The 24420-nt window shown below is 75.1% G+C and carries 11 protein-coding genes; 8 read left to right on the forward strand and 3 right to left on the reverse strand.

Annotated features, from left to right (window positions below; translation table 11 throughout):
• Positions 1-51 precede the first annotated feature (51 nt).
• Positions 52-1284 carry an MFS transporter gene (locus AC5L34_RS25840; RefSeq protein ID WP_441177397.1) on the reverse strand — a complete coding sequence of 411 codons (1233 nt, stop codon included), beginning with the start codon at positions 1282-1284 and terminating at the stop codon, positions 52-54.
• A gap of 273 nt (positions 1285-1557) precedes the next feature.
• Between AC5L34_RS25840 and AC5L34_RS25845 the strand changes: the two genes are divergently transcribed.
• The 8 genes from AC5L34_RS25845 to AC5L34_RS25880 are packed head-to-tail and all read left to right on the forward strand — an operon-like array spanning position 1558 to position 21608.
• The gene (locus AC5L34_RS25845; protein WP_494827343.1) at positions 1558-4848 is read left to right on the forward strand and encodes a non-ribosomal peptide synthetase; all 3291 of its coding nucleotides are present in this window, start codon (positions 1558-1560) and stop codon (positions 4846-4848) included.
• Between the two features lie 38 nt (positions 4849-4886).
• Positions 4887-11432: a class I SAM-dependent methyltransferase gene (locus AC5L34_RS25850; RefSeq protein WP_494827345.1), complete on the forward strand. Its 6546-nt coding sequence runs from the start codon at positions 4887-4889 to the stop codon at positions 11430-11432.
• Positions 11429-13873 carry a beta-ketoacyl synthase N-terminal-like domain-containing protein gene (locus AC5L34_RS25855; RefSeq protein ID WP_494827347.1) on the forward strand — a complete coding sequence of 815 codons (2445 nt, stop codon included), beginning with the start codon at positions 11429-11431 and terminating at the stop codon, positions 13871-13873. The genes AC5L34_RS25850 and AC5L34_RS25855 overlap by 4 nt, the downstream gene beginning before the upstream one ends.
• Positions 13870-14901 (forward strand): LLM class flavin-dependent oxidoreductase, encoded by a 1032-nt coding sequence (locus AC5L34_RS25860; protein WP_494827349.1) that lies wholly within the window; start codon positions 13870-13872, stop codon positions 14899-14901. The genes AC5L34_RS25855 and AC5L34_RS25860 overlap by 4 nt, the downstream gene beginning before the upstream one ends.
• Positions 14898-16493: an MBL fold metallo-hydrolase gene (locus AC5L34_RS25865; RefSeq protein ID WP_441177402.1), complete on the forward strand. Its 1596-nt coding sequence runs from the start codon at positions 14898-14900 to the stop codon at positions 16491-16493. The genes AC5L34_RS25860 and AC5L34_RS25865 overlap by 4 nt, the downstream gene beginning before the upstream one ends.
• Positions 16490-20080, forward strand: a complete 3591-nt coding sequence (locus tag AC5L34_RS25870; RefSeq protein ID WP_494827351.1) for a CocE/NonD family hydrolase — start codon at positions 16490-16492, stop codon at positions 20078-20080. Before AC5L34_RS25865 ends, AC5L34_RS25870 begins: the two co-directional genes overlap by 4 nt.
• Positions 20077-21393, forward strand: coding sequence for an aminotransferase class III-fold pyridoxal phosphate-dependent enzyme (locus AC5L34_RS25875; protein WP_494827353.1), 1317 nt, complete (start codon positions 20077-20079; stop codon positions 21391-21393). Before AC5L34_RS25870 ends, AC5L34_RS25875 begins: the two co-directional genes overlap by 4 nt.
• 2 nt (positions 21394-21395) lie before the next feature.
• Entirely contained in the window at positions 21396-21608 is a 213-nt protein-coding gene (locus AC5L34_RS25880; RefSeq protein WP_441177409.1) for an MbtH family protein, read from the forward strand.
• 75 nt (positions 21609-21683) lie between these two features.
• Here the strand turns inward: AC5L34_RS25880 and AC5L34_RS25885 are convergent, their stop codons facing one another.
• Positions 21684-23969: a condensation domain-containing protein gene (locus tag AC5L34_RS25885; RefSeq protein ID WP_494827355.1), complete on the reverse strand. Its 2286-nt coding sequence runs from the start codon at positions 23967-23969 to the stop codon at positions 21684-21686.
• The coding region (locus AC5L34_RS25890) for a phosphopantetheine-binding protein (RefSeq protein WP_441177406.1) at positions 23966-24420 on the reverse strand (455 nt) is incomplete at its 5' end. The genes AC5L34_RS25890 and AC5L34_RS25885, both read right to left, overlap by 4 nt.

The following is a 24420-nucleotide window of genomic DNA, read 5'->3' on the forward strand; positions in this document are numbered from 1 at the left end:
CCATCCTGCTCCGATCTCCACCCTGGTCCGTGGCCGGCGGGGTCGCCGGGTTCACACCTTGGCGGGTTGTGCGTCGGGGACTCTTGCGGGCAGTTGACGCACGGACCGCGCGGAGAAGGTGGCGACGGTCACCAGACCGAGCACCCCGCCCGCGATGACCAGCGTCTGCGGTACGCCGATCCGCTCCGCCACCGGGCCGACGACGGCCAGGCAGAGCGGGCCCAGCACGAACGAGCCCATGGCGTCGTACGAGCTGATCCGCGACAGCGCCTCGTTGGGCACGTGGTTCTGCAGGGCGGTGTCCCACAGCACCTCGAAGATGTCGACGCAGACGCCGTTGACCAGCATCGACGCCGCGATCAGCCAGACCGGCGCGCCGGCGGCGATCAGCGCGAACGGTGGGAGGAAGCCGAAGGTCGCCAGCACCGCGACCCGCATCGGCCGGCGGGGGCGGATCCGCATCGCCACGAGGCTGCCGCCGACCAGGCCGACGGCCTGCGCGGTGACGATCGCCGACCAGGCGGTGGCGCCGCCCAGCTGTTCCTTGGCCGTCAGCGGGCCGAGCACGTAGATCGCCGAGAAGCAACCGTTGACGAACGCGAACTGCACGACCACCAGCCACACCCAGGACCGGGAGGTGAACTCCCGCCAGCCCTCGCGCAGGTCGGCGAGGAGGGTGCTGGTGGCGGCCCGCCCGGGGTGGGCGACCCGGACGCCGGCGAGCAGCAGCGCCGAGCCGAGGAAGGTGGCCGCGGGCACCGCCAGCGCCCAGCCGGAGCCGAAGGCCGCCACGAGCACTCCGGCCAGGGCCGCGCCGCCGATGGTGGTGCTGTTGCGCGACAGCCGAAGCAACGCGTTGGCCGACTGGAGTTGCTCCGGGGCCACCACCTGCGGCACGACGCCGCGGGAGGCCGGCAGGAACAGCGCTGCGGCGGCGCCGTTGACGGCGGACAACGCGACGACGACCGGCAGCGAGGGCCGGCCGGTGACGAACACCACGGTCAGGACCGCCTGCGCGGCGAAGGCCAGCAGGTCGGAGCCGACCATCAGGCGGAAGCGGTTCATCCGGTCGGCGAGGACGCCGCCGTACAGCAGCAGCGCGACCTGCGCCAGCGACCGGGCGGCGAGCACGAGGCCGAGGTCGGTGGCGGAGCCGCCGGGTGCGTCGAGGACGGCGAAGGCGAGCGCCACCGGGATCACGGCGCTGCCCAGCAGCGACAGCGTGCGGGCCAGGAACAGCATCCGGTACGACCGGTCGGCCAGGATCCGCAGGTCGTCGCGCACTGGCATCACCTCCGGTCGGACGGGTCGCGTGCCGGTCACCGGCGGCGTCACAGCGTGCCCATCATGTGGCAGGGAGGCGGGTTGCCCAACCCCTAGGAGTCGGAAGAGATGTCGTGAATTGTGAGGTCAAACCCCTATAACAGCTCTGTTCGCTGACTGCACGCTCAGTCACCTGGTACAGATCGATGATCGGCACCCGCATCGGTGGGACGTGCCCGCGTCCGGCGGTGACCCGGACCGCGGACCGGATCACCGACGGACAACGGAGGACCAGTGGGACGGCAGGAGCATCCGGTCGCGAGTGACGTCACGCAACGCGTGGCGCGGCTGTCCAGTTCGGCGCGGGCCCTGCTCGACGAGCGGCTGCGCGCCGGCCGCTCCGATCCGGCGCCGGTCGCGGGCGCCATCCCCCGGCTGGGCGCCGCCGAGGCACCCCTGTCGTTCGCCCAGGAGCGGCTCTGGTTCATCGAGCGCCTGGAGGACGACGCCGTCCACCACAACGACGCCACCCTGCTGATCCTGACCGGCTCGCTCGACCGGGAGGCGCTGCGCAGGAGCATCGAGGAGGTCGTCCGCCGCCACGCGATCCTCCGTACCGCCTTCCGCCGGCTCGGCGAGCGGGTCGTGCAGGCCGTCACGCCGCCCGCCCCGCTGAGCATCGACGTGGTCGACCTGCCCGACGCCACCGCGCACCCCGACGACGCGGTGCTGCGGGCCGCCGTCGAGCGGGAGATGCGGGTCCCGCTCGACCTGGCCGCCGGCCAGAGCATGCGGACCGTGCTCTACCGGATCGCCCCCGACGTGCACGTGCTCGGGGTCACCGTGCACCACCTCGTCTGCGACCTGTGGTCGTTCACCATCTTCTGCCGCGAGCTGGCCGCCACGTACGCCGCGTTCGCCTCCGGCGCCGCGACACCGGACCTGCCCGAGCTGCCCATCCAGTACGCCGACTACGCCGCCTGGCAGCGCACCGCCGTCAGCGAGGAACGGATGGCGGCCCACCTGCGCGAGCGGGTCGACGAACTGTCCGGCGTGCCGCCCCTGCTCACCCTGCCCACCAGGGGCCCGCGCCCGGCGGTGCAGCAGTTCGTCGGCGCGTCCGAGTGGTTCCGCATCGGCGCCGCCGACGCCGAGCGGATCCGCGCGCTCGGGCAGGGCCAGGGCGCCACCATGTTCATGACCCTGCTCGCCGCCTTCAGCGTGCTGCTCGCCCGGCACAGCGGCCAGCGGGACATGGTCGTCGCCAGCCCCATCGCCACGCGCGAGCGGGACGAGCTGGAGCACCTCATCGGCTGCTTCCTGAACATGATCGTGGTGCGCGCCGACCTTTCCGGCGAACCCACCTTCGCCGAGCTGGTGGCCCGGGTCAAGGCGGCCTCGCTGGACGCGTTCCGGCACCGCGACGTGCCGTTCGAGCGGCTCGTCGCCGCGTTGCAACCGGAGCGCAGCCGCAGCCACCAGCCGCTCGCGCAGGTCGCCTTCGTGCTCCAGAACGTGCCCACCAGTCGGCTGGACCTGCCGCGGCTGCGGGTCGACGTCCACCAGATGGAGACCGGCCGGTCCCGGATGGACATGTCGATGAGGATCACCGAGACCGCCGACGGGCTGACCGGTGAGATCGAGTACGACACCAGCCTCTTCACCGGCGAGTCCGTACGCGACATGGCCCGGCAGTTCGAGCTGCTGCTCGTCGAGGCGGCGCGGGAGCCCGACACGTGCGTGTGGCGGCTGCCGCTGCTCGACGACGCGCGGCGCCGGCGGATCCTGCACGAGTGGAACGACACCGCCGTCGACCTCGGCCCCGAGGCGCTCACGCACCGGCTGGTCGAGGCGCAGGCGCGACGTACCCCGGACGCGGTGGCGGTCGTCGAGGGCAACGTCCGCACGACGTACCGCGAACTCGACGAACGGGCCAACCGCCTGGCGCACCACCTGCGCGACCTCGGTGTCGGCGTGGAGGACCCGGTGGCGGTGTGCCTGCCGCGCTGCACGGCCGAGGTGGTGGCGATCCTGGCGGTGCTCAAGGCCGGCGGCTACCACCTGCCGGTCAACCCGCGCGACCCGCAGGCCCGCCGCGACGCGCTGCTCGGCCAGGTCCGCCCGGCGGTCGCGATCTCCGCCGGTGACCTGTGCGACGAGGTGTGGAGCCCCGGCCGGCGCATCATCGACCTGGACGGGGAGTCGTCGCTGACCGCCACGTGCCCCGCCACCGACCCCGCCGTGGCCCTGCACCCGGACAACCTCGCCTACACGCTGTTCACCTCCGGCTCCACGGGGCAGCCCAAGGGCGTGCAGGTCACCCACCGCGGGTTCACCAACCGGATGCTGTGGGCCCAGCGCAACTTCCCGCTCGGCCCGGAGGACCGGGTGCTGCGCAAGGCGGCCTGCACCTTCGACGTCTCCCTGGACGAGCTGTTCCGGGCCCTGTTCAACGGCGCGGCCAGCGTGCTGATGCCCGAGACGGCGACCTTCGACCCGCGCCGGCTGGCGGGGGTCATCGCCCAGCACGGCGTGACCGACGCCGACTTCGCGCCGACCGCCCTGCGCGAGGTGCTGCTCACCGCCGACGCCGCCGACCTGAAGTCGCTGCGGCGGATCGTCTCGGGCGTCGAGGAGCTCACCCCCGAGACGCAGCGGCTGGTCTTCGACCGGCTCGACGTCACCATGTTCAACCTGTACGGCCCGACCGAGGTGTCGGTCTCCTGCACCGCCTGGCCGTGCGACCCCGCCGACGAGCGGCCGTTCGTCCCGATCGGCCGTCCGATGGCCAACGTCCGGGTGTACGTGCTCGACGAGGCGATGCAGCCCGTCCCGCCGGGCGTGGCGGGCGAGGTGTACGTCGGCGGCGCCGGGCTGGCCCGGGGCTACCTCGACAACCGCGCCCTGACCGCCGAGCGGTTCCTGCCCGACCCGTACGCCGCCACGCCCGGCGCCCGCGTCTACCGCACCGGCGACCTGGCCCGGTTCGGGCCGGACGGCGTCCTGGAGTTCCTCGGCCGGGGCGACGGGCAGCTCAATCTGCGCGGCTACCGCATCGAGCCGGGCGAGGTGGAGTCCGCGCTGCGCCGCCACCCGGCGGTCCGCGAGGCCGCCGTCGTCGTACGCCGGGACCCGCCCGGCCGCGACGCCCGGCTGGTCGGCTACGTCGTCGGCGACGACCTGCCGGGCACCGCGGACCTGCGCGCGCACCTGCGCCGGCGGCTGCCGGACTACCTGGTCCCGGCCGCCTTCGTGAGCCTGCCCCGGCTGCCGCTGACCAACCACGGGAAGCTCGACGTCGCGGCGCTGCCGCCCCCGGGCCGGGACGAGCCCGGCGCCGCCGACGCCGCCGGCCCGCGGGACGAGCGCGAGCGGGTGCTGCTGGACATCTGGTGCGACGTGCTCGGGCGCGAGGGCATCGGCATCCACGACGACTTCTTCGACCTCGGTGGCGACTCCCTCACGGCCACCCGGATCGTGGCGCTGGCCGCCGCGAAGCTGGGGGTGGACGTCGAGGTCGCGGTGATCTTCGACGCGCCGACGGTGGCGGAACTGGCCGCCCGCCTCGCGCCCGGCCAGCCGTGACACCCGGTCCGACCCCTGTGCAGCGAGTGGAGAGCCAGATGACCGAACACACCGGCGCGTTGACCCACGAGGCGACGGACGTCGTCAACCTGGGCGCCGCCCTGTCCCACCAGGCGCGGGTCCAGCCCGGCAGCCCCGCCCTGCACCTGGTGGCCGAGGACGGCTCGACCGACACGGTGGACTACGCGACGCTCGACGCCCGGGCCCGCCGGGTCGGCGCCGCCCTGGCCGGACACTGCCGTCCGGGGGACCGGGTGCTGATGCTCGTCGGGGCGGGCGTCGACTTCCTCGCCGGCTTCTTCGGCTGCCTCTACGCCGGCACCGTGCCGGTGCCGCTGGCGGCCCGGCTCAACCGGGCCAGCGCGCCGGTGGTCGGGCGCATCCTCGACGACGCGCAGGCCACCGCCGTGCTGGCCGCCCGCGCGGTCACCGCCGCGGTCGACCTGGGCACGCTCATGCCCGGTCGTCGGCTGCCGGTCCTGGAGATCGAATCCCTCGACACCGCCCCCACCGGCTGGCAGCCGGCGGTGGACGAGGGCGGACTGGCGTTCCTCCAGTACACCTCGGGCACCACCAGCACCCCCAAGGGCGTGATGGTCAGCCACGCGAACCTGCTGGAGAACCTGCGGGCCATCCGCCGCTCCTTCGCCTTCGACGACGAGACCGTGATGGCCTCCTGGCTGCCCCCGCACCACGACATGGGACTGATCGGCACCCTGCTGACCCCCGTGTACCTCGGGGTGCCGACGGTGCTGATGGACCCGGCGACGTTCATCCGTACGCCCGTGCGGTGGCTCGAGGCGATCAGCCGTTACCGGGCCACCATCAGCGGTGGGCCCAACTTCGCCTACGACCTGTGCGTACGCAAGGTCGCCCCGGCCGACCGCGCCGCCCTGGACCTCAGCTCCTGGCGGGTGGCCTTCAACGGCGCGGAGCCGGTACGCGCGGCGACCCTGCGCGCCTTCGCCTTGGCGTTCGCCCCGCACGGGTTCGACGAGCGGGCCTTCCTGCCCTGCTACGGGCTGGCCGAGGCGACGCTCCTGGTCGCCGGGCGGGCCCGCCCGCAGCGTCCCGTCGTGACCACCGTGGCCGACGAGGAGCCGACCGGTTCCGCCGCCCGCCCCGGCACGGAGGTCGTCGGCTGCGAGATCCTGCCCGAGGCGGAGGTCCGGATCGTCGATGCGGCCGGCCAGCCCGTCGCCGACGGCACCGCCGGCGAGATCTGGGTCCGCGGCGGCAGCGTCGTCGACGGGTACTGGAACCGGCCGGAGGAGTCCGCCCGCACGCTGCACGCCACCCTCGGCGGCGACCCCGCCGACGGCCCCTACCTGCGCACCGGCGACCTCGGCTTCCAGCAGGACGGGCACCTGTACGTCCGGGGCCGGATCAAGGAGACGGTGGTCATCCGGGGCCAGAACCACTACCCGGACGACATCGAGCAGACCGTCCGCGCCGCCTGCCCCCGCCTCGGTGGGCGGATCGCGGCGTTCGGTGTGGACGTCGCCGACGACGGCCACGGCGTCGGCGAGGCCGTGGTCCTGTGGTACGAGACCCGCTCCGACAGGGCCGCCCAGGAGGCGCCCGCGATCGCCGAGGCGGCCCGCCGTGCCGTGGTGACGGTGCACGGGCTGGACCTGCACCGGGTGCTGGCCGTACCGCCGGGCACCATCCCCGTCACCACCAGCGGCAAGACCCGGCGGGGCGACTGCGCCCGGGCGTACGCCGCGGGCAGCGCGACGATCGTCGCGGACGACCCCCTGCGCCCGGCCGCGCGCCCCGCTGCGGCCGCCGTACCGGCGCAGGCGCAGCGGCTGCGGGTCCTGGCCGGCGGGCTGATCGAGGTCGACCCGGAGCGGATCGACCCGGACCGCACCCTGCCGGAGCTCGGGTTCGACTCGCTGCGCGCCGTGGAGCTGCAACACCTGATCGAGGGGGAGTGGGGCGTCCGCCCGTCCCTGACCGACCTGCTGGGCGACAGCACGGTGGCCGAGCTGGCCGCCGCGCTGCCGGCCGCGCCCGCGCCGGCCGACCCACCCGCCGCCGCGCCCGCCGCCGACCGGCCCTACCCGCTGTCGTACGGCCAGCGCGCCATCTGGTTCCAGGGCGCCCTCGCCGACGACCCGGCCAACCTCAACCTGTGCCGCGCCGTCACCGTCGACGGCGAGCTGGACGTCGACGCGCTGGCCCGCGCGGTGCGCGACCTCGGCGTCCGGCATCCCGCCCTGCTGACCCGCTACGACGACGCCGGCGCCGAGGTCACCCAGCGGGTGGTCGGCGACGCCGAGGTCACGCTGGACGTACGCGACGCGACCGACTGGCCGGCGGGCCGCCTCGACCGGGAGATCGAGGCGGAACTCGGGGTCGGCTTCGACGGCCCGCCCCTGCTGCGCGCCGTGCTGTTCCGGCAGGCGGCGGACCGCCACACGCTGCTGCTGTGCACCCACCACAGCGTCATGGACGTGTGGTCGCTGGCGGTGCTGGTCGAGGACCTGGCGACCGGCTACGGCCGGCACGCCGCCGGGGACGACGCGGCGCCGCCGGCGCCCACCGCCCACCCGGCCGAGTTCGTCGCCTGGCAGCGCTCCTTCCTGGACGGCGCGGCCGGCCGGGAGCTGACCGCGACGTGCCAGGCGCAGGTCGCCGACCTCGTGCCGCTGGACCTGCCGACCGACCGGCCCCGCCCGTCGGTGCGCACGTTCCGGGGCGCCGCCCACGCCTTCCGGCTCGGCCCCGACCTGTGCGCCGGGATCGACGCGCTGGCCGCCTCGCACGGGGTGAGCCGCACCGCCGTGCTCTTCGCCGGCTACGCGGCCGTGCTGTCGCGCTACGCCGGCCAGGCGGAGTTCCCGCTCGGCTTCGTGCACGCGGGCCGGGTCCGGGGCCGCTTCGCCGACCTGGTCAGCTACCTGGTCAACCCGCTGGCGGTGCCGGTGGACCTGTCCGGCGACCCGGAGTTCGGCGCTCTGGCCCGGGCGGCGCACGACGCGGTGCTGGCCGCCTCCGACCGCGCCGAGGTGCCGTTCGGGCGGATCGTCGAGGGGCTCGGGCAGGCCGCCGACCCCAGCCGTGGCGCGCTGATCAGCGCGGCCTTCGCCTACCAGCACGGGCGCGGCACCGACCGGCTCGGCCTCGCGCCGATGGTGCTCAACCACGAGGGGGCGCTGGGGGACTGGGCCGGGCTGCGGGTACGCAACCGGCCGGTGCGGCAACGGGCCACCTACTACGACCTCTCCCTCTATCTGGGCGAGCACGGCGGCGAGCTGCTGGGCACCTTCGACTACAGCACCGACCTCTTCGACGCCGACACGGTGGGCGTGCTGGCCGAGGCGCTGACCGCGCTGCTGGCCGCGGCCGTCGCGGCGCCGGCGACCCCGGTCGGCGCCCTGCCCCTGCTCGGCGCCGAGGGGCGGCGGCGGGTGCTGGTGGAGTGGAACGACACCACGGCCGACTACGACACCGAACGCTGCGCGCCGGAGATCGTCGCCGAGCAGGCCAGACGGACCCCGGACGCGCCGGCCGCGATCGACGACACCACCCGGCTCACCTACGCCGAGCTGAACGCGGCGGCGAACCGGCTGGCCCACCGGCTGATCCGGCTGGGCGCCGGTCGGGGCACCCGGGTCGGCCTGCTGGTGCCCCGCTCCACGGTCAGCCTCACCGCCGTGCTGGCCATCCTCAAGACCGGTGCGGCCTACGTGCCGCTCGACCCGTCGTACCCGGTGGACCGGCTGCGGTTCATGCTCGCCGACTCCGGAGCCCGGCTGCTGGTCGCCGCCCCCGACGCGGCCGTCGACCTGCCCGACGTCGAGGTGGTCGACCCGGCCGACGCGTCACTCGCCGCCGAGGACGACCGCGACCCGCGGCGCACGGCCCACCCCGACGACGTGGCCTACGTCGTCTACACCTCCGGGTCGACCGGCACCCCGCGCGGTGTCCTCGGCCTGCACCGGGGCATCGTCAACCGGCAGCGGTGGATCATGGACCGCTTCCCGATGGGGCCGGGCGAGGTGGGCAGCCACAAGACGTCGCTGAGCTTCTTCGACTCCGGCGGCGAGATGTTCCTCCCGCTCTTCGCCGGCGCCCCGCTCGTCGTGGTGCCCGAGGACGTCGGACGCGACCCGGTCCGCCTGGTCGACCTGCTCGCCCGGCACCGGGTCACCCGCCTGGTGGCCGTACCGTCGCTGCTGCGGGCCATCCTCGACGGCGTCCCCGACGCCGGCGAGCGGCTGTCGGCGCTGCGCTACTGCCACTCCAGCGGCGAGGCGCTGACCCCGGACCTGGCCGCGCGCTGGCTGGCCGCCCTGCCCGGCTGCGTCCTGGTCGACCTCTACGGCTCGTCGGAGATCTCCGCCGACGTGACCCTGGACGTGGTCACCGGACCGGAGCGGGTCGGCAGCGTCGGGCGGCCGATCGGCAACACCCGGATCTACGTGCTCGACGAGGCCCTGCGGCCGGTGCCGCCCCGCTTCGCCGGCGAGGTCTACGTCGGCGGGGCCGGCCTGGCCCGTGGCTACCTCGACCAGCCCGCGTTGACGGCGGCGCGCTTCGTCCCCGACCCGTACGGCAGCGGCGAGCGGCTGTTCCGCACCGGTGACCGGGGCCGGTTCAGCCACGACGGGCGGCTGGAGTTCCTGGGCCGGGCCGACCACCAGGTGAAGGTCCGTGGCTTCCGGATCGAGCTGGGCGAGATCGAGGCGACGTTGCGGGCCCACCCCGGGGTCGCCGCCGCCGTGGCCGCGCTCGCCGAGGCGCCGGGCGGCGGGGAACAGCGGATCGTGGCGGCGGTCGTGCCCCGGCAGCGCAGCGGGTCGTCCGCGCCGGCCGGCGCCGATCCGGGCGGGGCGCCGGCCACCACCCGGGTGTCGGACTGGCGGCTGCTCTACGACCGGATGTACACCGAGGCCGGTCCCGCCGAGGAGGCCCAGCAGGCGATCTGGACCAGCAGCTACACGGGCGCGCCGTTCACCGACGTCGAGATGGGCGAGTGGATCGACCAGGCGGTCCGGCGCATCCGCGAGCTGCGTCCCCGCCGGCTGCTGGAGCTGGGCTGCGGCACGGGCAACCTGACCCTGGCGCTGGCGCCGGACTGCGAGGCGTACGTCGGCACGGACTTCTCCGCCGCCGGGCTGAAGGTGCTCGAACAGCGGCTCGACGCCGAGGGGGTCGACCGGGAGTCCGTCACGTTGCTGCTGCGCGAGGCCGACGACGTCACCGGCATCGAGGCCGCCAGCTTCGACACCGTGGTGCTGCACTCGGTGACCCAGTACTTCCCCAACCACGACTACCTGCGCGAGGTGCTGCGCGCGGCGGTCACGGCGGCCGCGCCCGGCGGGCGGATCTACCTCGGCGACGTACGCGACCTGGACCTGCTGGAGGTGTTCCACGCCTCGGTGGAGCTGGGCGCCGAATCGGAACCCGGCCTGACCGTGGGCGAGCTGCGCCGCCGCGTCGCCGCCCGGGTGCTCGCCGACGACGAACTAGTGCTGGCCCCCGACCTCTTCCTCACCGCCCCGGACTGGCTGCCCGGGGTGACCGGGGCGGAACTGCATCTCAAGCGGGGGCGGCAGGCCAACGAGCTGAGCGCGTTCCGCTACGACGTCGTCCTGCACGTGGGCGCCGACCCGCAGCGCCCCGCCACCGACCCGCTCGACCCGCTGCGGCTCGACTGGGCCGGCGACGCCCTGGACGTCGCCCGGCTGCGCGGCCTGCTGCGCGGCAACCGCAACCGCCCGGTGGAGGTGCGCGGCGTGCCGAACGCGCGGCTGGTCACGGTCGCCGGCCCCGTACGCCGGCTGGCCGGGCTCGCCGACGCGGACCCGGTGACGCGCCCGGCGGGTGAACTGCCGGCCGGGGTCGACCCGGAGGACTGCTGGAGCATCGGCGAGGCGCTGGGCCGGCGCACCTCGGTCGTGCCGTCGACCGAACGCGACCCGTACGCGATGGACCTGCGGTTCTGGCCGGCGGGCCGGCCCGACGACGCGGTCGGCTGGACGCCGCCCCGCACCCGGCGCGGCGAGTGGCCGGAGCTGGCCAACGACCCGCTGCGCGCCACCGCCCGGCGGGACCTGCTGCACGACCTGCGTACCCACCTGCGGCAGCGGCTGCCGGAGTTCATGGTGCCGCTGCTGCACCTGGTCGACGAGCTGCCCACCACGGCGACCGGCAAGGTGAGCCGACGCGCCGTGGCGGCCGAGGCCACGGAGGCGATGGCCCGCCTGGGCGCGGGCGCCACGGCCCGGCCGCCCACGGCGGGCGGCGGCGGGCTCCAGGCCCAGGTCACCGAGGTCTGGCTGGACGTCCTGGGCGTCGGCGCCGTCGGGCTCGACGACAACTTCTTCGACGTGGGCGGCAACTCGCTGAGCCTGGTGCAGGTGCACATCCGCCTCCAGGAGCTCATCGGCCGGCAGTTCCCGCTGGTCGACCTGTACGAGCACACCACCGTGCGCAAGCTCGCCGAGCACCTCGGCGAGCCCGCGCGCCCGGCGGCGGAACCGCCCGCCGACCCCGGTCCCGACCGCACCGAGCAGGTGGCGAACCGCCGCCGGCTGATGCGCCAGCGAATCCAGGAAGTGGGAAGTCGATGAGCAGCGAGATGGACATCGCCGTCGTGGGGATGAGCGGACGGTTCCCGGGCGCGGCGAGCGTCGCCGAGTTCTGGGAGCTGCTCCGCGACGGTGTGGACGCCGGCCGCCAGCTGACCCCAGCCGAGCTGGACGCCCTCCCGGCCGCGGAGCGCACCGACCCGGCGTACGTGCCGATGTGGTCGGGCATCGAGGGCGCCGACCGGTTCGACGCCCAGTTCTTCGGCTACTCGCCGACCGACGCGACGCTGATCGACCCGCAGCACCGGATCCTGCTGGAGTGCTCGTGGGAGGCGCTGGAGGACGCCGGCTACGACAGCCGCCGCTTCTCGGGCGACATCGCCGTGTACGCCGGCTGCGGCCTGAACCAGTACCTGCTCTACCACCTGCTGCCCCAGCAGGAGCTGGTCGACTCCGCCGGCCGGCTGGGCATGGCCGTCGCCAGCGACAAGGACAACCTGGCCACCCGCATCTCGTACAAGCTCGACCTGACCGGGCCGAGCATGACGGTGCAGACCAACTGCTCGTCGGCCCTGGTGGGGCTGCACCACGCGATCGGCAGCCTGCTCGACTACCAGTGCGACATGGCGATCGTGGGCGCGGTCAGCGTCAAGAACCCGGTGCCGCGTGGCTACCGGCACGAGGCCGACGGCATCAACTCGCCCGACGGGCGCTGCCGGGCGTTCGACGCCGAGGCCGCCGGCTACCACCTGGGCGACGGCGCGGGCGTGGTGGTGCTGCGCCGCCGGGAGGACGCCGAGGCCGCTGGCGACCGGATCTACGCCCTGGTCAAGGGCTCGGCGGTGAACAACGACGGCGCCGGCAAGGTCAGCTTCGTGGCGCCCGGCCGGTCGGGTCAGGTGCGGGTGATCCGCCGGGCGCTGCGGGTCGCCGACGTCGAGGCGAGGTCCATCCAGTACGTCGAGGCCAACGGCAGCGGCACGCTGATGGGCGACTCGATCGAGGTGTCCGCCCTGGAGGAGGCGTACGGAACCGCCGCCCCCGGCACCGAGTGGGCCATCGGCTCGGTCAAGCCGAACGTCGGCAACCTCGACACCGCCTCCGGCGTGACCTCGCTGATCAAGGCGGTCCTCGCCGTGCACCACGGCGAGCTGCCGCCGTCGATCCACTACCGCAAGCCCAACCCGCAGACGTCGCTCGACCGGGGGCCGTTCCGCGTCAACGACATGCTGCGAGACTGGCCGGAGGCGGTGGGGCCGCGCCGGGCCGCGGTCAGCTCGTTCGGCGTCGGCGGGACCAACGCGCACGTCATCCTCGAACAGGCACCGCCGCCCGCACCGTCGGGTCCGAACCCGCCCGCCGTGCTGCTCACCGTCTCGGCGGCCGGCGGCGAGGCGCTGGCCGCCGCCGCGGCCCGGCTCGCCGAGCACGTCGGGAGCCACCCGGGGCAGGCCCTCGCCGACATCGCCTACACCAGCCAGGTCGGGCGTCGCGCGTTCCGTCACCGGGCCTTCGTGGTGGCCGCCGACGCCGGGGAGGCGGCCCGCGCGTTGTCCGCCGTCGGCGCGGCGGAGGCGTCGCCCGAGGCGACCCCGGTGGCGTACGCGTTCGGCGCCACCTGCCCCGCCCTGGCCGCGCTGTGCGACGCCCTGCCCCAGCTGCGGGCGGAGGTCGACCGGGTGGCCGGCGAGCTGGGCCTCGACCAGGGCTCCGCCCCGGCGGGCTCCGACGCGGCCACCGTCACCGGGCAGCTCGCGCTCGCCCGGCTGCTGGCCGCCTGCGGCGTGTCCCCGGTCGCCGCCCACGGCCACGGCGCGGGCGCCGTGACGGCGGCCGTCGTCGACGGCCGCTGGACGACGGCGCAGGCGGGCCGGGCGCTGCGCGCCGGCACCCACCCGCCGGCGCCGGCCGCCGCGCCGACCGGGGCCGCCGTCACGCTGGCCGTCGGCCCGGCCGAGGCGTCGACGCTGGCCCTGACCGACGACGCCGGCAGCCTCCGGGGGCTGCTCGGCGCACTCGGCGAGCTGTGGCGCCGGGGCGTCGAGGTGGACTGGGCCGCCCTGCACGAGGGCGGGTCGCGGCGTCGCGTCGGCCTGCCGACGTACCCGTTCCAGCGCTCGCGGCACTGGGTCGACCCGGTGGCCGTGGCGCCCGTGACCGGCACGGCGCCGACGGCCCCGGCCGCCGAGGCCCAGCCCGCCGCCGGGACGGTCCTGGAGGAGGCGGTGGCCGCCGTGTGGCGACGCCGGCTCGGGGTGGACCGGATCGGGCTGCACGACTCGTTGCTGATGCTCGGCGCGGACTCCCTCAACGCCGCCCGGACGCTGCGGGACCTCGCCCAGGCCTTCCACGTCGAGCTGCAACTCGGCGTGTTCCTGGAGACCCCCACCGTCGCCGCGCTCGCCGCGGTGATCGACGGCAAGCTGCGCGAGGCGCAGGAGATCCGGGCCGCGCTCGCCGCGGTCGCCGAAGAGGGAGCGTGAGCCCCGTGCCCGACGTCAACTTCATCACCGTGGTCCCCCGGGTACGGGACCTCACGCAGTACTCGCAGACGGCGATGTCCGTCATCCGTCGCACCGACGCGGCGGACCTCGACGGGGTGCTCATCTTCACCGGCAGCGGCGCGGTGCTCGACCCCTGGATCCTGGCGACCGCGGCGGCGGCCGGCACCACCCGGCTCAGCCCGCTGGTCGCGGTGAACCCGGTCTACCAGCACCCCTTCACCGCGGCCCGGATGGTCGCCTCGCTCGGCCTGCTCTACCAGCGGCGCATCGACCTCAACCTGATCACCGGCACGGCCGTCAGCGACCTGGACGCGCTCGGCGACCGGCTGGAGCACGACGACCGGTACGCGCGGCTCGCCGAGTACGTCGAGATCATGATGGGGGTGCTGGGCAGCCGTCGACCGTTCAGCTTCGACGGGCGGTTCTACCAGGTGTCGCGGTTGCAGCTCACGCCCGGGCTGCCCGCGCACCTGCTGCCCCGGCTGTTCGTCGCGGGGCAGTCCCCGGCCGCCCGCGAGGTGGCCGCACGGGTGGGCGCCACCAGCATCCAGATGCTCACGGCGGGCCGGCCCGACGCCGACGGCACGCCGGCCGGCGCGTTGAACTTCGGGCTGCTGACCCGGGCCACGGCGGAGGAGACCGAGCGGGTCGCCGCGGCCCGCTTCCCGGAGGACCCGGACGGCGCCAAGATCACCGCGGTCACCATGGCCAACACCGACTCGGTCTGGAAGCAGCGGCTCTTCGCCGAGGCGGAGGCGGGTCACGGCGCCGTGACCGTCGACCCGGCGTACCGGCTCGCGCCGTTCCGCTCCGGCCAGGCGGACGGACCGTACCTGGTGGCCGACCACGCCGGCGCCGTCGAGCGGCTGCTGGCCATGATCCGGGCCGGGGTACGCACGTTCGTGCTGGACACCCCCACCGACGACGAAGACTTCCACAACCTCGCAACGGTCGTCCGGAGCGTCCGTGACCGACTGCGGGTCGACCCGACCGAGGGAGAGCGATGAACCAGCCTTTCGCCAGCCACGACCTCGTCCACGCCCGGCCCAACCTGGCGCTGGAACCGCTGATCCACCGGTACTACGCCTGGCTGAACCTGGTGTCGCCGGTGCCGGCGGCGATGAACTTCGCCAAGCTGCACGTACCGCTGCTGCGCTCGTTCCTCGACGCGCCGGCGCTGCACCGCCGCTCGGCGCGCGACCCGAAGCTGCGCGGCGGCATGTTCGTCGACCTGGAGGACGACCAGCTCGACGGGGTGTCCGACCTGGCGACCCGGCTCGCCGACGGGCCCATGCCGGAGCTGTCGGCGGCGATGGACGAGCTGACGGTCAACCTGGAGAAGCTCGCCGACGGGTTCGACCTGACGCCCCGCTACGGCGAGATCCCGCCGGCCCTGCGCGGCTACGTCGAGCTGGTCTACGACCTCAACGACCACGCCCGGATCCGGCTCGCCGAGCGGATGCTCTACCGGTCGCGGCACTTCGACGAGACCGCCCACTCGGTGGACCTGTCGCTGGCCACCGGCGACGAGCGGCCCTTCGCGATGACCACGCCCCGGTTCCCGGGCAACGGGCACGTGCAGGCCACCATGCCGCTGCGGGACCCCCGCATCGACCTGCTCTTCTCCACCATGACCACGGCCCGCCCCTTCGGCGAGCTGCGGGAGGCGTTCGGCGTCTCCGACGCCGACCTGGCCACCTTCAGCGGGCTGTTCTCCGCCGAGCCCGGCGGGAGCCCGGACCGCAACCTGGACGGCCCGGGGCTGCGGGTGCGCTACTTCGGGCACGCCTGCGTGGTGGTGCAGTCCGGCCCGGTCACCGTGATGACCGACCCGTTCCTGTCCGACGCCCTCGGCGACGGCGACCGGTACGCCTACGCCGACCTGCCCGACGTCATCGACTACGTGCTGATCACGCACGGGCACCAGGACCACCTCGAACTGGCCACCCTGCTCAAGCTGCGGCACCGCATCGGCACGGTGGTCGTGCCGAAGACCGCCGCCGGTGCGTTGCAGGACCCGTCGCTGCGGCTGTGCCTGGAGGCCCTCGGCTTCCCCAACGTGGTCGACGTGGAGCCCGGCGAAACCATCGAGCTGCCCGACGGGCAGATCGTGGTGTGCCCGTTCGTCGGCGAGCACTGCGACCTTGACATCGCCGCGAAGGTCACCTACTCGGTGCGTACCGGAGGGAAGAACCTCTACTTCGGCGCGGACAACCGCTGCGTCGACCCGGCCCTGTTCGGCCACATCCACGACATGATCGGCGACGTCGACATGGCGTTCCTCGGCATGGAGTGCGACGGCGCCCCGTTGTCCTGGATGTACGGCCCGCTCTTCTCCCGCCGCATCGACCAGAAGATGAGCCGCAGCCGCAAGCTCAACGGCTCCGACGCCGTCGAGGCGATGGGCATCGTGCGGCGGCTGCGGGCCCGGCAGGCGTACGTGTACGCGATGGGCCGCGAGCCCTGGCTGGTGTTCGTCATGGCCACGAACTACACCGACGAGTCGTACCAGCTCAAGCAGATGGCGGAGTTCTTCCAGCGCTGCGCCGACGTCGGGGTGCCGGCGCGGGAACTCTACGGACGGGCCGACCTGGCATGAGCCGCACCTGGACCTGCCACTCGCGGTACGTCGCCACGCGCGACGGGACCCGGCTGGCCGCGTACGTCTTCCGGCCGGTCGGCCAGCGCGACCCCGCGCCGGCCGTCTGGGCCCACGACCGCTACCACCAGGTGTCGCCGCGCCCCGGGCGCGACGACTTCCTGGCGGTGGTGCGGGCCGAGCTGGCGGACGTCGACCTCACCGACATCGACGACCTGGGCGTGGCCGAGGTGGCCCCCGGGGAGGTGACGCTGCGCGCCTTCCCGATCGCGCAGCGCCTGCTGGCCCGCGGCTACGTCGTGGTGGTGGTGGACAGCCGCGGCAGCGGCGCGTCGTTCGGCACCAGCGACGGTCCGTTCGGGGCGGCCGAGGCGACCGACACGTACGACGTCACCGAGTGGATCGCCGCCCAGCCCTGGTGCGACGGGCGGGTCGGCATGTTCGGCCGCTCCTACCTGGGGGTGTCGCAGTACCTGGCGGCGAGCACCGCCCCGCCGCACCTGGTGGCGATCTTCCCGCAGATGGCGCTGTTCGACCTGCACCGCTTCGCCTGGGACGGCGGGGTGTTCCGGGACGACTTCGCCCGCGCCTGGGGCGAGGACGTACGCGAACTCGACCTGCGGGGCCCCGTCGCGCCCCTCGACGACGACCCCGACGGTCTCCTGCTGGCCGCCGCCCGCGAGCAGCACGTGGCGAACCGGGACGTCCGGACGATGTTCGCCGGCCTGCCCGCACGCGAGTCGCGGCTGGCCGACACCGGCGAGGCGGCGTACCTGACCCGCAGCCCGTCGGAGCTGCTGGGGGCGATCAACGCCTCCGGCGTCGCCGTCTACCACCTGGGTGGCTGGCACGACGTCTGGGCGCGCGACGCGACCGAGTGGGCCCGCCGGCTGACCGTGCCGCACCGGGTGGTCATCGGCCCCTGGCCGCACACCGGGGGCGTGCTGGGCGGCGCCGGCTACAACCTGGCCGACGAGCACGTGCGCTGGTTCGACCACTGGCTGCGCGGCAGGGACACCGGGATCATGGACTCCCCGACCGTCCGGTACCACGTGCTGGGCGCCGACGAGTGGCGCACCGCCCGGTCCTGGCCGCCGGAGCCGGCGACGACTGGCACCTGGCACCTCGGGCCGGCCGGCGAGCTGGGACCGGAACCCCGGGTCGGTGAGGCCCGCCGGTACGAGGTGGACTACGCCACCACGTCCGGCAAGACCAGCCGGTGGGCCAGCGGCTACGGCTCGCCCTTCCAGCGGCCGGACATGACCGACAACGACACCCGGGCGCTGTGCTGGACCTCGGCGCCGCTGACCGAGGCGGTCGAGCTGGCCGGCGCCCCGCTGCTGCGCCTGGCGGCCCGGGTCTCCGACGGCCCGGCGGACGTCTTCGCCTTCCTCGAGTCGGTCGCCCCCGACGGCACGTCCCTGTACGTGACCGAGGGCTGCGGCCAGCTCGACGGCGACGCCCGCCTGGAGATCGAGCTGCACCCCATCGCCTACCGGTTCGCGCCCGGCGAGCGGATCCGGCTGGCGATCACCGGGGCGGACGCCGACAACGCGCTGACCGTGGTGCGCGACGTCGCGCCGGTGCTGACGGTGCGCCACGACGCCGACGCCGCCCCGACGCTGGCGCTGCCCCGCGCGGTGGCGTCCGGACGCCGGGACGCCGACGACGCGGTCGACGGGGTCACCGCCCCGCTCTCGGTGGCGCAGCGGGCGATCTGGTTGGCCGAGCAGGCCGGCACGAGCGGGGCGGCGTACCACCTCGCCGCAGCGGTCGAGCTGACCGGGCCGGTGGACACCGGCGCACTGCACGCGGCGGTCGACGAGATCGTCCGGCGGCACGAGGCGCTGCGGACCACCATCGTCGAGGTCGACGAGGAGCCGGTCCAGCGCATCCACCCGGCGGCGCCGCTGAGCATCGCGCGGCTCGACCTCAGGGACTCCTCCGGGGACGGCTGGGCGGGCGACGAGCGGGTGACGGGCCTGCGGGACCGCCGGTGGGACCTCGCCCGGGAGTGGCCGATCCGGGTCGCGACCGTGCTGCTGCCCGCCGACCGGACGGCGTTGCTGCTGGTGGTGCACCACGTCGCCGCCGACCCGACGGCGGCGGAGATCTTCTTCGCCGAACTGGCCCGGCTCTACCCCTCGTACGCGCTGGGAGAGCCGGTCCGGCTGCCGGACGTGCCGTGCCAGTACGCGGACGTGGCCCGCCGGCAGCAGGCCGAGCTCGCCGGGCCCGGCGCGGCCGACCAGCTCGCCCGGTGGCGGCGGTACCTGGACGGGGCCCCGCAGGTGATCACCCTGCCCACGGACCGGCCCCGGCCGCCGGTGCTGGACCACCGGGGCGGGTCGGTGCGCTTCACCATCGACGACGACCTCGCCGCCCGGCTGGTGGCGGCCGCCGCCGCCGCGCGCACCAGCCCGTTCACCCTGCTGACCGCCGCGTTCGCCCGCACCCTGAACGCGTACGGCGCGGGCGAGGATCTGCTGATCGGCACGCCGAGCCTGCAACGCGACGACCCCTCGACCCGCGACCTGATCGGCTGCCTGGTCAACCTGCTGCCGCTGCGGATCCGGGTCGACCGGGACGCCACCGTTGCCCAGTTCCTGCACGACGTACGCGGCGCGGTGCTGACCGCGCTGGAGCTGCGCCGGGTGCCCTTCGACACGCTGGTCGGCGAGCTGCGCCCGCGGCGGGACCCGGCGGTCTCCGCGCTGGTGCAGGTGTCCGTCCGCTTCGGTCGGGCGGTGCCGGACCGGTTCCGGCTCGGCGCGGTCGAGGCGCTGCGGCTCGAACCGCCGGAGTGGACCTCGGCGAAGTACGACCTGGCGCTGGCCGTGAACCAGGTCGGCGAGGACCGGATGGTGGGCAGCCTCGACTTCCGCCTCGCCCTGTTCGACCGCGCCACCGTCCAGCGGATCCTCGACTCGCTGCTGACCGTGCTCGACCAGCTCGTCTCCGACCAGGAACGGCCGGTGGGGGAGCTGTCCGCCATGCCCCGCCGGGAGCTGCGGGCCGTGCTCGACGGCTGGAACCCGGCGCGGCTGCCGGACGAGCTGGCCGGACGGGACGACCTGCCGGCGGTGGCCCGCTGCTACGTCCTCGACGACCGCGCGCGGCCCGTGCCGGTCAACACCCCCGGGCGGCTCTGGATCGCCGGGGCGGGCGACGTCGACGACCCGTACGCCGGGACGCCGGGGGCGCGGATGCGGGACACCGGGGCCACCGTGCGGTGGAGCACGGCGGGACGGCTGGAACTGGTGCCCGCCGCCGGGCAGCCGACCGCCCCGCCGCAGGCCGCCCCGGACACGGCGCAGCCGACCGCCGCGCCGGCCGGCCCGACGGGCGACGACGGCCGCTCCGAGGTGCTCGAGCAGCTCGGGCAGATCTGGGCCGCCCTGCTCAAGGTCGACGGCGTCGACCCCGGGGACGACTTCTTCGACCTGGGCGGCGACTCGCTCTTCGCGATCCGCCTGATCAGCCGGATCCGCAAGGCGTACCAGGTCCGGCTCTCCCTTCAGGACGTGTTCGCGGCGCCGACGCTGGGCGAGCAGGTCGACCTGGTCCGCGAACGGCAGGCGTCGTGACCGGGCCGGTCTTCTACCCCTGGTCCGCGCAGGAGGAGATCGATCCGGTCCGCGTGGCCGGCGGCGCGGGCAGCTGGTTCTGGGACGAGCAGGGCAACCGCTGGCTCGACCTGCACGCCCAGATGGGCAACCTGCACCTGGGCCATCAGCACCCGGCCCTGGTGGCGGCGGTGCGTGAGCAGGCCGGACGGATGTGCACGATCGCGCCGTCGTTCGCCGTCGACGTCCGCGACGAGGCGGCCCGGGCCATCGTCGAGGTCGCCCCGGGGGACCTGGAGGCGGTCCTGTTCACCACCGGCGGGGCGGAGGCCGTGGAGCACGCCGTGCGCATGGCGCGGGTGGTGACGGGGCGGCCGAAGGTGCTCGCCGCCTACCGGTCCTACCACGGGGCCACGGCGGGGGCGCTGGCGCTGACCGGCGATCCCCGCCGCTGGCCGGTCGACACGGCCAGCGGCGGCGCCGTGCACTTCATGGGCCCGTACCCGTACCGCAGCGAGTTCCACGCCGAGAACGCCGCGCAGGAGGGCGAACGGGCGTTGGCGCACCTGCGCCGGCTCGTCGGGTACGAGGGGCCGGAGACGATCGCCGCGATCCTCGTCGAGCCGGTGGTCGGCAGCAACGGCGTGCTGGTGCCGCCGGACGGCTACCTGGCGGGCGTCCGCCGGCTCTGCGACGAGCACGGCATCCTGCTGATCGCCGACGAGGTGATGACGGGCTTCGGCCGGTGCGGCCGCTGGTTCGCCACCGACCTCTGGGGTGTGGTGCCCGACCTGATGACGTTCGCCAAGGGGGTCAACTCCGGCTACGTGCCGGTCGGCGGGGTGCTGCTGTCCCGCGCGGTGGCCGCCCACTTCGCCCGCCGCCGCTATCCGGGCGGGCTCACCTACTCCGGGCACCCGCTGGCCTGCGCCTCCATCGTGGCGGCGCTGCGGGTGCTGCGCGAGGAGAACCTGGTCGAGCGGGCGGCCGTACTCGGTCGCGACGTGGTGGCCCCGGCGCTGGCCGGGCTGGCCGAGCGCCACCCGGTCGTCGGCGACGTCCGCGGCGTCGGCCTGGCCTGGGCCGTCGAGCTGGTCCGGGACCGCGCGACCCGCGAGCCGCTGGCGCCGTACGCGGCCCCGGGGGCGTTGGCGCCGGAGATGGCCGCCGTCCTGTCGGCGTGCAAGCGGCAGGGCGTCTGGCCGCTTGCGGCGGGCAACCGGCTGCACCTGTTCCCTCCGTTGACCATCACGGAGGAGGAGTTGACCGCCGGGATCGCCGGGATCGACCGGGCCCTGACCGAGGTGTCCGGGGTGCGAGGAGGAGAACGATGAGCGTGGAACAGACCGAGCCGGCCGACGTCTGCCGGGTCGTGGTCAACGACGAGGAGCAGTACTCGGTCTGGCCGGACGGGCGGGAGATCCCGGCGGGCTGGCGGGAGGAGGGCTTCGTCGGCCCGCGCGCCCGGTGCCTGGAGCACATCGACTCGGTGTGGACGGACATGCGCCCGCTGAGCCTGCGCCGGGCGATGGCGGCCGAGGCGCCGTAGCACCCGTCCGGGCGTGGGGCCGCCGCCCGGCGGCCCCACGCCCGCGTCACCCGCCGAGGGGCCGGTCGCCGTCGCTCACCGGTCGTCCAGCGCCGGGGCCAGCCAACCGGCGATCCGTTGCACCGTGGGCCGACGCAGCAGCGAGTAGTGGTCGCCCTCGTACTCGTGCACGGTGATCCCGGTGTCCACGTACCGCTTCCAGCGCGGCTGCCAGCGCGGCGACGCGGCGGCCTGCACGACGGTCAGCGGCAGCTCCGCACCCTCCGGCCGGTACCCGGCGACGGCCGTCACGTGCCGGGCGAAGGTCTCCACCCGCCGGCGCACCTCGCGCACCGGCAGCGCCACCGGGGTCACCCCGGCGTCCACCAGCCACCGCCGCAGCAGCATCGTCTGTTCCTCGACCGGCAGCGCGGCGAGCGTCTCCGCCGTCGGCGCGGGATGGTCCCGGCCGAGCGACGCGGCGAGGTCCGCGGCGAACCTGGCCGCCGTCGCACCGGCGTCGGTCCCCTCGGCGGCCGGGCGCGCCTGCCCGGGCGCGGTGTCCACGACCACCAGCAGGTCGACGCGGTGCCCGGCCCGCACCAGCCGGCGGGACATCTCGTACGCGAGCAGGCCGCCCATCGACCAGCCGAACAGCCGGTACGGGCCGGCCGGCCAGCGGGCGAGGACCTGGGCCAGGTACGCCTCGGCGAGCGCGTCGACCGAGTCCGCGGTGGCGTCGGCGCCCGACTCGATGCCGACCAGGTGGTGCGCGGGCAGCAGCCGGGCGAGTTCGGCGTACGCGCCGACGGTGCCGCTGACCGGGTGCGGCAGGATCAGCGGCGGGCGCTCGGTCGGCCCCCCGAGGTGCACCAGCGTGCCGGACGCCGCCCCCGCCCGGGTACGCGCCGCCGGCGTCGGCTTCGCGGTCGGCGCGTCCGGGATCGGCGCCGGGCGCCGCACGGGCAGCGCGTCGACGGTGACCTCCGGGTCGGCGGCGACCGCGCCCAGCAGCGCCACGAAGTCCTCGGCGACGCCGGCCAGCTCCGCCGGGTCGAACAGCTCGTCGCGCCACGTCCAGGCCGCCACGAGCCCGCCCGAGTCGTCGGTCAGGACGTCGAGCTGCACGTCGAACTTCGCGGTGCCGGTGTGCACGTCGATCCAGGCGGTGCCCAGGCCGGCGAGGCGGGGCGGGGGCGCGGGTCGACCCTCGACGCTGAACGCGAACTGCGAGAACGGCATCCGGCCCGGCACCCGCGCCGGACGCACCTCGTCCACGATCCGCTCGAACGGCACCGCCATGTGGGCGTACGCCCCGAGGGTCAGCTCCCGGACCCGGTCGACGACCTCGGCGAAGGTCGGATTCCCCGCCAGGTCGCCGCGCAGCACCACGGTGTTGACGAAGTACCCGATGCGGCTCTCGTCGGCCTCGCTCGTGCGGCCCGTCGTCGGCGACAGCACGGCGACGTCGCTGCTGCCGGTGCGCGCGGACAGCAGCACCAGGTACGCCGCCAGCAGCGTCATGAACGGGGTGGCCCGCCGGGACCGGCCCAGCCGGGTCAGGGCGGTCGTCACCCCGCGGTCCAGCGGGACGTCGAGGCGCCGCCCGGAGGCCAACGCCCCGGGCACCCGGTCGCCCACGCCGGGCAGGTCCAGGTCGGGCAGGCCGGCCAACCGCTCCCGCCAGTACGCCAGCGCGGTATCCGGGTCCTCGGCGTCGGCGAGGTCGTCCGCGTCGTCGGGATCGTCGTCGGACGCCGGCGGATCGAGGTCCGGCACCGCCCCCGCCCGCAGCGCGTCGTACGCCGTGGCGAAGTGCTCCCAGAAGACCGAGCGGGACCAGCCGTCGAAGACGATGTGGTGCACGGTGACCGCGAGCAGGTGCTCATCGGCCCCGCAGCGGATCACCACCGCCCGCAGCAGCGGCCCGTCGGCGAGGTCGAACACCTCGTCGTGGGCCCGCCGCAGCTCCTCGCGCACCCGCTCCTCGCGAATAGCGGCGTCCACCGCGCCCAGGTCGACGACCGGTACGGGCACCGGGGCGCGGGGGCCGATCCGCACGACCACCTCGTCGTCGACCATCGCGAAGGTGGCCCGCAGCAGGTCGTGCCGGTCGGTGACGGCGGCGAGCGCGCCGCGCAGGGCCGGCAGGTCCAGCTCGCCCGTCATCCGCACCACGGTCAGGATGTGGTACGCGGTGCTGGTCGGCTCCAACTGTTGCAGGAACCAGAGCTGGCGCTGGGCGACGGTGGCGGGACCGGTCGGCGTGGTGCCCAGCCGCTCGCGCAGCAGCCGTACCAGCAACCTCCGGTGTTCCTCCTCCGGCCAGCCGGGTGCCGGCCGCAGCAGCGCGGCCACCGGGTCGGACGACGGGCCGCTCATCGCGGTGCTCCTGTCTGGTCGTACGGCTGCTCGGGCCGGGTGGCGGCGGCCAGCGCCCGGCGGGCCTGGTCCTCGGTGAGCGCGGCGACGGCCTCGCGCAGGCCGGCCACGGTGTCCACCCAGCCGGGCCGGCGCTCGACGCGGCGCAGCTCGCCGGCCAGCCCCGCGATCGTCGGGTCGCGGAACAGCGCCGCGACCGGCAGGTCGACCTCGAACGCGGCGCCGGCCTGCGCGGTGACCTGGGTGGCCAGCAGGGAGTGCCCGCCGACGCCGAAGAAGTCGTCGTCGACTCCGATGCCCGCGACCGGGACGCCCAGCACCGTCGCCCAGATCCCGGCGAGCTGCCGCTGCACGGCGTCGCCGGGTGGTCGGGACCGGCTGGTGGTGTCGGGGGTGGGTAGGGCGTTGCGGTCGATCTTGCCGTTGCGGGTGAGGGGGAGGTGGGGCAGGG

The organism is Micromonospora sp. ZG13, from assembly GCF_059359355.1.

Coding starts and splice junctions, on each gene's coding strand:
- AC5L34_RS25885 (WP_494827355.1), bottom strand. CDS start 23,969: ATGAGCGGCCCGTCGTCCGACCCGGTGGCCGCGCTGCTGCGGCCGGCA.
- AC5L34_RS25855 (WP_494827347.1), top strand. CDS start 11,429: ATGAGCAGCGAGATGGACATCGCCGTCGTGGGGATGAGCGGACGGTTC.
- AC5L34_RS25850 (WP_494827345.1), top strand. CDS start 4,887: ATGACCGAACACACCGGCGCGTTGACCCACGAGGCGACGGACGTCGTC.
- AC5L34_RS25865 (WP_441177402.1), top strand. CDS start 14,898: ATGAACCAGCCTTTCGCCAGCCACGACCTCGTCCACGCCCGGCCCAAC.
- AC5L34_RS25870 (WP_494827351.1), top strand. CDS start 16,490: ATGAGCCGCACCTGGACCTGCCACTCGCGGTACGTCGCCACGCGCGAC.